This window comes from Marinobacter sp., assembly GCF_041687235.1.
GTDB lineage: Bacteria > Pseudomonadota > Gammaproteobacteria > Pseudomonadales > Oleiphilaceae > Marinobacter.
In genome coordinates, this window is record NZ_JAWLCH010000003.1 from 214,722 (window position 1) to 227,334 (window position 12,613).

Below are 12,613 nucleotides of genomic sequence, written 5' to 3' on the forward strand. Positions count from 1 at the left end.
GCAGGCCATGGACGGCCTGCCCAGGACCCTCTGCGCGACGCAGGAGCAATAAGCGCAGAGGGGCGGAGCCCAAGCGCCCCAGGGATGGGCCGCAAGGAGCGTGTTTTGGAAAGGCCTACCCACCCGTACGCAAACTCCCAAAGCCCGAATCAATAAGCTTAGAGGTACCCCTGACTCCGAAGATAGTCATCATAACTGCCGCTGAAATCGGTAATGCCATCAGCCTTCAGCTCAATAATCCGGGTCGCAAGGGAAGAAACAAACTCCCGGTCATGACTGACGAAAATCAGTGTACCCGGATAGTTCTCCAGTGCCAGGTTCAGCGCCTCGATGGACTCCATATCCAGGTGGTTCGTGGGCTCATCCATCAGCATCACATTGGGCTTCTGCAGAATCAGCTTGCCGAACAACATCCTGCCCTGCTCACCACCGGAAATCACCCGCACCGATTTTCCAATGTCGTCGCCGGAAAATAGCATCCGCCCGAGAGTGCCGCGCACCAGCTGCTCGCCACCCTTGGTCCACTGGGCCATCCAGTCTGTCAGGGTATCGTCGGCGGCGAAATCCGCTGTGTGATCCTGGGCGAAGTAGCCCACTTCTGCGCTGTCGGTCCACTTCACCTCGCCGCTGTCGGGCGTGTAAGCGCCGGCCAGACATTGCAGGAGCGTGGTTTTGCCGATGCCGTTGGGGCCGATAATGGCGATCCGCTCACCGGCCTCTACCTGCAGGTTCAGATTCGTGAACAGCGGCTTGCCATCAAACCCCTTGGTCATGTTCTTGAGGGTTACCGCCTGGCGGTGCAGCTTCTTACCCTGCTCGAAACGGATAAACGGGCTCACCCGGCTTGAGGGCTTCACCTCTTCCAGCTGGATCTTGTCGATCTGGCGGGCGCGGGAGGTGGCCTGCTTGGCTTTCGAGGCATTGGCAGAGAAGCGACTGACAAACTGCTGCAGTTCGGCAATCTGGGCTTTTTTCTTGGCGTTGTCCGACAGCATGCGTTCGCGAGCCTGGGTGGCGGCGGTCATGTATTCGTCGTAGTTACCCGGGAAAAGGCGCAGTTCGCCATAGTCCAGATCCGCCATATGGGTGCACACGCTGTTCAGAAAGTGGCGGTCGTGGGAGATGATGATCATGGTGCTGTTACGGGCCACCAGGATGTTTTCCAGCCAGCGGATGGTGTTGATGTCCAGGTGGTTGGTAGGCTCATCCAACAGTAATACATCGGGATCCGAGAACAGGGCCTGGGCCAGGAGCACCCGCAGCTTCCAGCCCGGCGCCAGGGCACTCATGGGGCCGTTGTGCTGCTCCAGCGGGATATCGAGGCCCAGCAAGAGCTCGCCAGCGCGGGCATCAGCGGTATAGCCGTCCATTTCCGCGAACTGAACCTCCAGATCGGCCACGGCCATGCCGTCTTCTTCGCTCATTTCGGGCAGAGAATAGATCCGGTCCCGCTCTTTCTTGACGTTCCAGAGTTCCTCGTGCCCCATGATAACAGTATCGATAACCGAGCAATCCTCGTAGGCAAACTGGTCCTGGCGCAATTTACCCAGCCGGGTGTTGGGCTCCAGCATGACCTGGCCTGCGGACGGCTCAAGGTCACCACCCAGAATTTTCATTAGCGTGGATTTGCCGCAGCCGTTAGCCCCGATCAGGCCATAACGGTTGCCGTTGCCGAACTTGGCGGACACGTTTTCGAAAAGGGGTTTCGCCCCGAATTGCATGGTGATGTTGGCGGTAGAGATCAAGAAGCAAACCTGTCGATGTGGGGCCGGTCGGGCACCGGCGAAAAGAAAGCCGGCATTGTACAGGTTTGCAGCGAGGACTGTGAGGCCGCAGAAACACGGATAAAAAGGCTTGCCTCTGACGAGTTGTGCGGGCAGCATTCCGGTTCAGGTGTAACCATTCATCCGACATAAGGACATTGATCATGGCACAGGCAACAGCGCGCCACATTCTGGTGGACAGCGAAGCAAAATGCGAAGAACTGAAAAAGGCGATTGAAGGCGGTCAGGACTTTGCCGAAGTGGCAAAGCAGCATTCTTCCTGCCCCTCCGGCCGCAATGGCGGTGACCTGGGCTCCTTTGGCCCGGGCCAGATGGTTCCTGAGTTCGACAAGGCGGTTTTCAACAGTGAACTGAACACTGTCATCGGTCCGGTCAAGACCCAGTTCGGCTATCACCTGCTGGAAGTCACCAGCCGCAGCTGATGATTCCTGGTTCTCCACCGGGAACATCAAGCACCGGCCAACAGCTTCCGCTGCTGGCCGGTACTGCTTCGCTGCTCATCGCGCCTTTCCTGTTTATTGGCGGGCCGGACTGGGCCTCGGGGCCACTCCTCAAGTCGGCCTGGAACCTGGGCCACATCCTTCTTTTTGCGCTGCTGACTCTGGCAATCAGGCCCTGGCGATGGTTGAGCGGCTGGCGTCTCTGGCTGGCGGTAACCGCAGCATTGCTGGTAGCCGGGATTGCCATCGAGCTGATCCAGAACGGCCACAATCGCACTATGGACGGGCGGGATCTGCTGCGCAATCTGATCGGCAGTTGGTTGATAATCGCCTGGCGCCCCCTGTTTCTACCAGGCACACGGGCTTCCACTGGCCGGGGGCTGGTAGCGGGAACAGCCGCGTTGCTGCTGTGTTTCGAGCTGGGCTCTACCGGAATGGTTGCCGCCCGACAGTGGCAGGTTCACCACCAACTTCCTCTGCTCTATGACTTTCGCCACCAAAACCCGAAACTCTTCTGGACTGGCAGTCTGGCAGTTTCCGCCAATCACCCGGTGAGTCATCCGCAGACTCTGAAAATTGATCTCGGCACCGAGACCTACTCGGGCGTGTCGCTCAATAACCTGCCAGCCGACTGGCGGGATTATGAACGCCTGAGCATTACGCTGTTTAATCCCTCGGCCGATCCTCTGGCCCTCACGCTCAGAATTAATGACGTGGCTCATGACCGGAGCGATCACGCCTACAACGACCGCTACAACACGCGCCTGATCCTTGATCCGGGCCTCAATACCTTCACCCGGAACCTGACTGACATCGAAAACGCACCGGATGGCCGGACCATGGACATGTCGCAAATCAGGCGAATGGGTCTCTTTGCCGTTCGTCTGCCCGAGCCGCGAACCGTTTACCTGTCAGATCTGCGACTGGATTAGCCGAGCGTCCAGGGGTTGTCGGTAATCGGTTCCGCTCCGTTTTCGGTAACCAGAATGGTTTCGCTACAGCCAATGCCCCACTGCCCCGGGATACGCAAACAGATGGGCAGATGGAAGACCATGCCAAGCCGGAACTCCATGTTGCCGCCCCTGGCAATAAAGCCCGACCCCTCTACCCAGGAAGGCGGGAATTGGGCGCCGACCGTGTAGCCAAAAACACCGGAGAAGAACACTTTGTCCGACAGCGGCTGGAGCGCCTTCTCGGCCTCGTTGGCGGCCTGATCAAAGGAAACGCCCGGCCGGACGGTCGCCAGCAGGGCCTCCACTATCCGCCGGCAGCCGTCATGGACCTGCTCCATTTCCGGTGAAGGCCGGCCGCCGGCCACCACGGTCTGCATCATCGGTGCCGTGTAGCGGTTCCAGGATGATCCGAATTCAAGAAACACCGGCTCCCCTTCCTGCACGACAGTACGCTTGTGGTTGCAGTGGATGACGCTGCTGCGCCGGCCAGTGGTCACAATCGGCTGCATGCTCATGAACTCACTACCGGCCTCCAGCAGGGCCCGGGCACCCACAGCGGCAATGTCGTTGTCGGTGATCCCCGGGCGAACTGCAGCGACTGCCGCCTGCAGGCCCTCGGCGGTTATCCGCGCGCTCTCGCGCAGAAAGCCGATTTCAGCATCGGACTTTACAATCCGGATCCGTTTTACCAGTCCTCCATTATTGAGGAACCTCACCCCGGACATTCGCGCCTTGAGCCCTTCCAGCACACCCTGGCGCAAAGAACCGTGCCAGGCATCAATCCCGACGGTTTCAACACCGTCGTTGAGCGCCTGAACCAGGGGCTCCAGCACTTCACCGATACCTTCCCAACGGTACCCGCTGACTCGGCCAACCCGGGTGGTCACCATGGCCGGGCCCATTTCGATCGAAGGCACCTGCAAAAGCAGATCCTCCTGGGTAACCACCAGAGCCACATGAACGGAAACCTCAAAGGTGCTGTAGCCGGTCAGGTAGAAAATGTCCGAAGGGTCGGTCAGTAACAGCGCCCCGAAATCGTCCCGGACCATTCCGTCCCGGACACGCGCCAGACGATCCGTAAATTCCTGGTCGGGAAACGGGCACTCCAGCCCCCTCAGTTGTGAGGACAAGGCTTTCTGATAGGCATTGAAATCCATAACCACTCACCTCACTCGCATTTATCCGTGAGATTGGACCCAAACCCGGCTTTGCACAAATCTGACCCCGAAGCCTATCCGGAGGCGACCCCCCAAGGGAGGTCGATCGGGCACCTACTGACCGACTGACGATTCAGGACCGAGAAACCGTGACATCTGCTTGCCGATGCTTTCCACCGGCTCCGTGATCGCCTGCTGAATGCTGTTGGTAACGACCTTCGAGAAGGCCGCTCCGGCCGGGCTCTCCAGGAATTCCAGGTAAAGATCCATTTCCTGCGCACCGATGCTCTGGTAGGTATACAGATAGCTGTCATAGACCTGCTGGCCAACGACGCCCCTTAGCATGCTGCGCTGACTTTCGATGCGTTGCCGCAGCTGTTCATAGTTCACCGAATCACTGCTGAACGCCGTCATTGCCGTTGCCAGCCCAATCTGAACCGCAATCGTGGTATCGACGGCACTTTCTGTTGCCCGCGCTGCCCGATCAAACCGATCGAACATTGCGGCTCTGCGGGTGCCCTTGTACTGACTGTTCAGCTCCGCGGCACTGGCCTGGATTTCCTGCCATGCAGAAGGAGCCGAGGCCGCGATCTCGGCGGCAGAAATCTTTCGGGCTACGGGCGTCTCGTACCAGTCATGGACTGCCTGCAACTGTGGTTCCGTCAGACCTTTCTCCAGATCGGCAATGATCTGCTGCTCGATATCCGCAGCACTGAAACTGCTACTTACGATGTTTCCGATGGTATTCGCCACCATGGGCGGCAACTGGCCATTCTGCTTGAGCCCCTCACGGATACCCTGGCTCATCATGGCCGGATAACGGGCCACGATGTCATCGACAGGGGATGCCACCAGTACGTCGCGGGCATCTGGCGCCGCCTGAACTGATCCGCTGAAGAGCAGGACGGTGACTAAAAGAGGTTTAATTAGGGGAATTCGTTTCATTTACCTATCATCCCGGACGTGTCGTTGATTCCCTTATGCCATGGGTGTGATGCGTGCAGCAAGCAATCCCTCGGTCCCGGAGATGACGGTTTGGTAGGAATACGAAAACAAGCCCGCCGAAACGGCAGGCGCCGGCAAACGGCGCTGGCTACCTGGAACAGCCGGGCCAGATGGTACGGGCTCCCGGTGTTGGGTTTGCTGATGGGGACCTGGGCGACTCTGCGCTTCAGCCTGCTGGCACCGGATCCTCCGGCTAACCCAGAAAACATCTGCGAAATCTTCCGGGAACACCCGGTCTGGTACGACTACGCCAGCGAATCCGAGCAGCGCTGGGGCACGCCCATCGCCACCCAGATGGCATTCGTTTACTACGAATCCTCGTTCCGCAGCCACGCTCGCCCGCCCCGCACCCTGCTCTGGGGTTTTATCCCCTGGACCAGACCGACAACCGCCTATGGCTACGCCCAGGCACTGGACCCGGCCTGGCAGGAGTACCTGCAGGCCAATGGCGAGGGCTGGTTTACGGTGCGAACCGACATGGAGTACGCGCTGGATTTCGTCGGCTGGTACAACCAGCTAAGCCACCGACAACTTGGCATTGCCTATTCGGCACCCAGGAAACTGTATCTTGCCTACCATGAGGGCCGGGGCGGATACGCCCGCAGGAGCTTCGAACAGAAGCCGGCCGTCATGGATCTGGCCGCCCGGGTACAAAATCGGGCTTTCCGCTACGACAACCAGCTGAAAACCTGCGAGCAGGAATTCCAGTGTTGGCGCTGGTACCAGTTCTGGCCGTTTTGTGGCTGACGCCGCCTAGAATGTCGAGGTGATCTCCAGCTGGGGTTCCAGTGCCTGCAGGCGTTCCACGAGGTACTCCATAACGATGCGCACCCGGGCCATTTGCTGGGTGTCCTGGTTGACATGCAGCCACAGATCAACACTCTCGCCCTCCAGGGGGTCCGACAGACGGCGGAGTTCGCGACTGCTCTCACCCAGATAGCAGGGCAAAACCGCCAGGCCGGCACCGGCTTTCGCCAGGGCATGCATGGATTGCAGGCTGTTGCATCGAATGAAGGAGGTAACGTTCTTCAGGTGCTTGCGATACCAGCGCCCAGTAGCCAGATGGCTGAAGGTTTCGTCGGGTATGATCCAGAGGCACCCTTCCGGTCGATTTTCAACGTCCATATTCCGGTGCCGGCGGCAATACCGGGCAGAACCGTACACCGCCGATTCGATGGCGGCGATCCGCTCGCCTTCCAGGGTTGCCTGAGGCTTGTTTTCAGGTCTCAGGGTCAGATCCGCTTCCCGATGGCTCAGGTTGGCCACATCGTTGTCGGTGAGGATTTCCAGCTCAATCTCCGGAAACTCCCGAACCAGCTCGGCGAGGATCGGGCTGAGCAGCTCGTTCATCATTGCGTCTTCCGCTGCCAGCCTGACCTTTCCCACTGGCGCAGAATCCTGTCCCACCAGCTTGCGCTCAAGGTTCTCCATCTCGATGGCCAGCCGTTCAGCCTCACGGAACGCGGTTTCACCGACAGGCGTAAGCTGCAAACCATCACGGCTTCGCTCAAAAAACTGCACACCCAACGACTCCTCCATCTGGTCAAGCCGTCGCAGAACCGTGGTTTGGTGCACGCCCAGTAATTCTCCGGCCTTGGCCAGCGTTCCACCTATTGCCAGAGCCCGTATGTATCGAAGATAATCCCAGTCCATAGTTACTGCATATTTGCAACGTGAGTACGGATTTTAACGTATTTAAGCTGCAAATAAGAACCCTTAGAATCGTTTGTAAATTAAAGGTAGATCCCTATCTAATCTGCCTGATTGAACTAATTCACCCGACAGAAAGGAGGAAGGCGCTATGACTCAGAACCATATCGCAATCGTAAACCCGCTGCCGTCCAGTATCCTCCACAACAGTGCTGAGGTCAGGCGCCAGTATACCCGTGCTGCGGCAAAGCAGGCGGTACAGTTTTTCAGTCGCAAAATGCGGAGTTTTAACCGGAAAGCAGCAGACGTTGCTACCGACATGACGCAGATGCAGGGCGGCCACTAAAACGGCACCCGAATCTGGCATGAGCGCGAGGAACGCGCAGGCTGGAAACAGAACATAAGGATTTGAAGACGCCGGTGGCACCCCAGGGAGCCACCGGCGTTTTGCCTTGGGAAATCAGAATTCCCAAACGACTTTTTTCTTCTGACTGAACCAGTCGTCCATCTTCTGGTTGTAAAAGTCTTCAATCACATTGCGCTTGATCTTCATGGTCGGCGTCAACATGCCATTCTCCATGGTCCAGGGTTCCCGGACCACCACCACGAAGGCCACTTTCTCGTGGGACTCGCATTCCGCATTCACCGCGTCCAGCTCGGCCGCCAGCTCCTGCTCCAGCTCACCACGATCCGCTCCCGTTTCCAGCTCATCCCTGGCTTCCTCGGAAAGAAGGACCATCAGGCAAGGCTGCGGCTGGTTGGCACCGGCCACACAGACCACCTCAGCCTTTGGATGGTTAAAGCGGTTCTCGATGGGAACGGGAACCACATACTTGCCTTTGGAGGTTTTGAACAGGTCCTTTACCCGGCCCGTGATCCGGAGGGTACCGTCGCGGTCGATTTCGCCCATATCTCCGGTTTTCAGGAAGCCGTCGTCGGTCAGGTCTTCTTTGGTTTTCTCTTCATTTTTGTAATAGCCCAGCATCTGCCCCGGGCTTTTTACCTGGACTTCGCCGCCCTCGCCAATGCGGTGTTCAACCCCTGGATTGGCCATACCCACAGAGCCAGCCCTGGCCTGCCCCGGACGGTTGGCGTGGGAATACCCGAAGTTTTCAGACATTCCGTACACTTCCAACAGCTCCAGCCCGAGATTGCGATACCAGTTGACGATATCCGCTGACAGTGGCGCAGCTCCGGTAAGGGCTGCCCGGCAATAGTCCAGCCCCAGTTGTTTCAGAACCTTCTTTTTGACCAGACCGCTAATAATGGGGATATTGAACAACAGCTTCTGTTTCTTCGGCGGCAATTTGGCGTTGACCCCGAGGTAGAACTTCATCCAAAGACGCGGGACCGAGAAAAACAGCGTCGGCCTTGCCCGCTGCAGGTCTTCCTGGAAGGTGTCCAGGGAATTGGCGAAGTAGAGATGAAAGCCGTAATACAGGGATTGTGTTTCAACCGCCGCCCGCTCTGCGACGTGCGCCAGGGGCAGATAGGAGAGCATCCGCTCGTTGGAGGACACGGGGAACAGCTGCTGCAGTCCGTCCGCCACCGAAATCATGGTTCTGAAACTGTGCATGACACCCTTCGGACGGCCGGTACTGCCAGAGGTGTAGACAATGGTAGCCAGATTGTCGGGGTCGGGCAGTTTGGGTTCCGCCGGCTCCTGGCCGGCGATGATGTCCAGCCATTTCGGCGTGTCGTCCCGTGGCGACATGGGCAGGGAAACAAGCGGCAGATCGTCCGGAATGTGGTTTTTGATGTCGTTCCAGCCGTCCGCAGTGCCGTCCAGTTTGCCCAGGAACAGGAGCTTTGCCTCACTATGCTCGAGAACATAGGCGGCGGTGTCACCGTTGAGGGTCGGGTAAAGCGGCACCGACACATGGCCCGCTGCCCAGATCGCCAGGTCGGCCAGAATCCAGTGGGCGCTGTTCTTGCCCAGAATACTGATGTTGCTGAGTTCCGGCAGCTGCAGGCTATTCAGGTAAGCCGCCATCCGGGAAACCTGGTCAGCGGCCTGCTTCCAGGTGATGTCTTCAACGCGGCCATCCGGGAAAGGCTGGGTAAGGTAAACGTTATCGGGGGTTTCCTCCGCCCAGTAATAAAGGCAATGGAGTGAGGTCTGCTTCCGGGGATCTACCGCCATAAACGGCTCCTTTTTGTTATTGTACTGAGTGTTTCAGGTTTTCAATTCCTCTCCATACTAGCGTCATTTCAGACCCGCTCAATAGCATTTAGTGCCCGCTCCATTGGCAAATTAATCCTCGACCGAGAACTGTTGCTCAAAAATTTTCGTAACATTTATCAAGTTTGAGCTACTGTGAAGAGTGTGAACCTAATTTTTCGAGCAAATTGGATATGGCCATGAGCAAACCAAAACGTTCGTTTTTGATCTTTCCCGCCTGGGGCATCATTCTTCTGGGCTCGGGTGCCTTTTTCTACAGTGCCTACGCAGGAATGCTGGGCGCCTGATCTGACCAGCACTAGCGGCGGAACCGGGTTTCGAGGACCACTGCAGAGTTGGTCCTCTCCACGCCTTCAAGATTGCCGATGTCATCCAGCACAGCGCTCAGCTCCTCAAGCGACCGGGCCTGGACGATGGCAATCAGGTCATACTCGCCGCTGACTGAGAACAGCTGCGCGACCTGGCTGATCCCCTCCAGCGCCGCATTGGTGCGTCCAGTGAGTTTCTGGAATACCTTGATCGACACATGAGCCTCGACCTGGCTGGCGGAAAATTCCCCTCCCAACTGCACCGAGTAGCCACGAATCACACCGCTGGCCTCCAGCCGGGCAATGCGGTTCTGTACCGTTGACCGCGACACATGCATGGCCTTCGCCAACTCCGTGATACTGGCGCGGGCATTCTGCCTGAGCAGCATTAACAGTTTCTGATCCTGCGAATTAATCATTTTGGGCAAAAATCCTTTCACTTTGTCTAGATTGTAGCCCATATCGATCAATATGCAGCTGCATTCTGGCGCGAAGGGCTTTCATACTGGTCCAAAACAACGCTCAGGACCTTCACCATGATCATTCGCCCGATAACGCCCGGGGATCTTGACCCACTGCTCGAGATCGCCACCGAATCCGGACCCGGGTTCACGTCACTGATGCCGGATCGCGATGCCCTGAGCCGGAAGATCGAACATTCTGTCGCCAGCTTCGCCCGGCCGGTCACTGAGCCCGGCGACGAATACTATCTTTTCGTGCTGGAGGACAGTTCAACGGGGGAAGTTATGGGCACCACCGGTATTGAAGCTGCCGCTGGCGTATCCCGCCCACTTGTTCATTTCCGCCGTAATGCCGTTATCCATCATGAGGAAGATCGTCAGAAACGTCACCCCGAGGAAAGCCTGACCAGATGCCGGCATTACACTGGCTGCACAGAGGTCTGTTCGCTGTACCTTCGCCCGAAATTTCGTCGTGCCAATGCAGGCAAGCTGCTCTCCCGGGTCCGCTTCGTGTTCATGGCCCTGCACCCGGAACGGTTCGCCGACAAGGTTATTGCAGAAATGCGTGGTGTTTCTGATGATACCGGCCAGTCTCCGTTCTGGGATTGGCTGAAGCATCAGGTCGCCGACCTGGATTTCATGTCGGCAACACAACTGGCCTGCTGTAGCCAGAGCGATTTTATTGAATCATTCATTCCTGCCACGCCGCTCTATACGCGGCAGATGACCAATGCGGCCAGGGCAGCTATCGGTCAGGTGCACAATGACACACGCCCGGCCAGGCATATGCTGGAACGGGAAGGTTTCCGTCACCGGGGTTTTGTGGATCTCCTGGATGGCGGGCCGACATTGGAGTGCCGAAAGGCGGATATCGTCAGTGTCCGCGACACCTTCATCGCCAGCGCCTGTGCTCGCCCGCGGACGGTAGGCCCTGAACGTGACAAGAGAGCCGCTCCTGAATCCGCTATAGTTGCCAATACCGCCTGCTCGGAATTCAGGGCCACCGTATCCGACCGGGCCTGGTGGGACCCCGAAGCCAACCGGGTGGTTGTAACAGACCAAGTGGCGAGAGACCTGAACCTGGGTGACAGAAGCCTGGCCGGCTGCCTGCCCCTTGACCACCAAAACGCACTGCCAGAGCCACGCCAACGGCCCGGCCACAACCCGGCTACTGAGGAGATTCGCTATGCACACTGATCCGGACGCGCTGTTTGCCAGACTCTGGGAGTCCTACCGCAAAGTAACCCCATCCGCCGAGCGCATTCATAAAATCCTGGGGGCCGAAGAGGGGCAGGCAATCGTCAACGACCACATTGCGCTTCGCACTTTCAATCTGGATCCGGTCCGGCTGGACGCTCTGGCTGAACATTTCCTCAGCCTCGGTTACAAACCGGGCGGTGAATACCATTTCGACGCCAAGAAACTGTATGCACGACACTATGAGCCCCCCTCCGAGGAGCTTCCCAAGGTTTTCATATCCGAACTGTTGGTTGAACAGTGTTCACCGGCATTACAATCCATCGTAAAAAATCTGGTTGCCCAGGTGCGGCCGGAGGCGGTTTCGGCCGATGACTTTCTTTATTCCGGACGCCACTGGGATGTCGATTACGACACTTACCGCAAACTTCTGGCCGAGAGTGAATACGCGGCCTGGATGGCCGCCTGGGGCTATCGCGCGAACCACTTCACCGTGAGCATCAATCATCTGGAGCAGTTCCGCTCAGTGCCAGACATCAACCAGCTGTTGAAAGATCACGGCTACACGGTGAATGCATCCGGCGGGGAGGTTAAGGGTTCACCGGAAGAGATGCTGGAGCAATCGTCTACCATGGCTGATCGGATACCCGTTGCCTTTTTCGACCAGACCGTGACCATACCCAGCTGTTTCTACGAGTTTGCCCTGCGGTATCCGAAACAGGATGGCCAACTCTACTCGGGATTTGTGGCAGCATCTGCCGACAAGATCTTCGAGAGCACCAACGTGGGTCGCTGATCTGGCAAACCGCGCATGATACTCAGGACCACCCCTGCTCCCCCAGCAGGGGAACAAACCGGACGGCGCCCAGATCTTCGGTTCTGAATTCATTATCAGCCAGTCGGGTAATGCGCATCAGTGCCTGGACCGAATGTTCAGACCCCACGGGTATAACCAGATGCCCACCAACAGCCAACTGGTGCTTTAACGATTCCGGAACCGCGGGCGCCCCCGCGGCTACGATAATGCCCTCGAAGGGCTGATGCTCTGGCCACCCCATCGTACCGTCACCACAGTGAACCTCGACATTACCAAAACCCTCCGAGGCCAGGGTTCGGGCTGCCCGCTCAGCCAGTTCCGGTATCCGCTCAATGCTGAACACCTGACCGGCAATGCACGCCATAACAGCCGCTGCATAGCCCGAGCCGGTACCAATATCCAGAACCGTTTCACCGCCCTTCAAATCCAGGGCTTCGGTCATCAATGCCACAATGTAGGGCTGCGAAATCGTTTGTCCCGCACCGATGGGTAGCGGGCCGTCATCGTAGGCACAGTCCTGCATATTTTTTGGAACGAACTTTTCCCGAGCCACCTGCCCCATGGCCTCAAGCACCTTGATTGAGCGGATTCCACGGGCACGAAGCTGGTAATCCACCATGGAAGCTCTCTGTGACTCAAAGCCATTACCCTGATTCATT

Annotated in this window: 13 protein-coding genes; 6 read left to right on the forward strand and 7 right to left on the reverse strand. The window is 57.8% G+C overall.

The window, feature by feature from the left end; all coding sequences use genetic code 11:
• Positions 1 to 158: 158 nt before the first annotated feature.
• Positions 159 to 1,745, reverse strand: coding sequence for an ABC-F family ATPase (locus tag ACESMK_RS06465; protein ID WP_372996435.1), 1,587 nt, complete (start codon positions 1,743 to 1,745; stop codon positions 159 to 161).
• Between the two features lie 182 nt (positions 1,746 to 1,927).
• On the opposite strand from ACESMK_RS06465, the gene ACESMK_RS06470 reads away from it, so the two are divergent.
• Both ACESMK_RS06470 and ACESMK_RS06475 read left to right on the forward strand, forming a co-directional pair.
• Positions 1,928 to 2,206: a peptidylprolyl isomerase gene (locus ACESMK_RS06470; protein ID WP_048495872.1), complete on the forward strand. Its 279-nt coding sequence runs from the start codon at positions 1,928 to 1,930 to the stop codon at positions 2,204 to 2,206.
• Positions 2,206 to 3,156 (forward strand): succinyl-CoA synthetase subunit beta, encoded by a 951-nt coding sequence (locus ACESMK_RS06475; RefSeq protein WP_372996437.1) that lies wholly within the window; start codon positions 2,206 to 2,208, stop codon positions 3,154 to 3,156. Before ACESMK_RS06470 ends, ACESMK_RS06475 begins: the two co-directional genes overlap by 1 nt.
• On the opposite strand, the gene ACESMK_RS06480 is transcribed toward ACESMK_RS06475, so the two are convergent.
• Positions 3,153 to 4,334: a M24 family metallopeptidase gene (locus ACESMK_RS06480; RefSeq protein ID WP_372996439.1), complete on the reverse strand. Its 1,182-nt coding sequence runs from the start codon at positions 4,332 to 4,334 to the stop codon at positions 3,153 to 3,155. The genes ACESMK_RS06475 and ACESMK_RS06480 overlap by 4 nt on opposite strands.
• 114 nt (positions 4,335 to 4,448) lie before the next feature.
• On the reverse strand, positions 4,449 to 5,279 hold the full coding sequence (locus tag ACESMK_RS06485) for a DUF2059 domain-containing protein (RefSeq protein WP_372996441.1): 831 nt from the start codon (positions 5,277 to 5,279) through the stop codon (positions 4,449 to 4,451).
• A gap of 186 nt (positions 5,280 to 5,465) precedes the next feature.
• On the opposite strand from ACESMK_RS06485, the gene ACESMK_RS06490 reads away from it, so the two are divergent.
• Positions 5,466 to 6,086 carry a lysozyme-like domain containing protein gene (locus ACESMK_RS06490; RefSeq protein ID WP_372996713.1) on the forward strand — a complete coding sequence of 207 codons (621 nt, stop codon included), beginning with the start codon at positions 5,466 to 5,468 and terminating at the stop codon, positions 6,084 to 6,086.
• A gap of 6 nt (positions 6,087 to 6,092) precedes the next feature.
• Here ACESMK_RS06490 and ACESMK_RS06495 read toward each other — a convergent pair whose 3' ends face one another.
• A complete protein-coding gene (locus ACESMK_RS06495) occupies positions 6,093 to 6,992 on the reverse strand; it encodes a LysR family transcriptional regulator (RefSeq protein WP_372996443.1) in 900 nt (299 codons plus the stop codon).
• 148 nt (positions 6,993 to 7,140) lie between these two features.
• On the opposite strand from ACESMK_RS06495, the gene ACESMK_RS06500 reads away from it, so the two are divergent.
• Complete coding sequence (locus ACESMK_RS06500; protein WP_372996445.1) at positions 7,141 to 7,335, forward strand: hypothetical protein; 195 nt, start codon at positions 7,141 to 7,143, stop codon at positions 7,333 to 7,335.
• A gap of 114 nt (positions 7,336 to 7,449) precedes the next feature.
• Here the strand turns inward: ACESMK_RS06500 and ACESMK_RS06505 are convergent, their stop codons facing one another.
• Together ACESMK_RS06505 and ACESMK_RS06510 are read right to left on the reverse strand one after the other, a co-directional pair.
• The gene (locus ACESMK_RS06505; RefSeq protein ID WP_372996447.1) at positions 7,450 to 9,132 is read right to left on the reverse strand and encodes an AMP-binding protein; all 1,683 of its coding nucleotides are present in this window, start codon (positions 9,130 to 9,132) and stop codon (positions 7,450 to 7,452) included.
• 337 nt (positions 9,133 to 9,469) lie between these two features.
• The gene (locus ACESMK_RS06510; protein ID WP_372996449.1) at positions 9,470 to 9,898 is read right to left on the reverse strand and encodes an Lrp/AsnC family transcriptional regulator; all 429 of its coding nucleotides are present in this window, start codon (positions 9,896 to 9,898) and stop codon (positions 9,470 to 9,472) included.
• Positions 9,899 to 10,015: 117 nt separating this feature from the next.
• Between ACESMK_RS06510 and ACESMK_RS06515 the strand changes: the two genes are divergently transcribed.
• Entirely contained in the window at positions 10,016 to 11,137 is a 1,122-nt protein-coding gene (locus ACESMK_RS06515; RefSeq protein WP_372996451.1) for an arginine N-succinyltransferase, read from the forward strand.
• On the forward strand, positions 11,127 to 11,933 hold the full coding sequence (locus ACESMK_RS06520) for a DUF1338 domain-containing protein (protein WP_372996453.1): 807 nt from the start codon (positions 11,127 to 11,129) through the stop codon (positions 11,931 to 11,933). The genes ACESMK_RS06515 and ACESMK_RS06520 overlap by 11 nt, the downstream gene beginning before the upstream one ends.
• A 22-nt stretch (positions 11,934 to 11,955) precedes the next feature.
• On the opposite strand, the gene ACESMK_RS06525 is transcribed toward ACESMK_RS06520, so the two are convergent.
• Positions 11,956 to 12,612: a protein-L-isoaspartate(D-aspartate) O-methyltransferase gene (locus ACESMK_RS06525; RefSeq protein WP_372996454.1), complete on the reverse strand. Its 657-nt coding sequence runs from the start codon at positions 12,610 to 12,612 to the stop codon at positions 11,956 to 11,958.
• Position 12,613 lies beyond the last annotated feature (1 nt).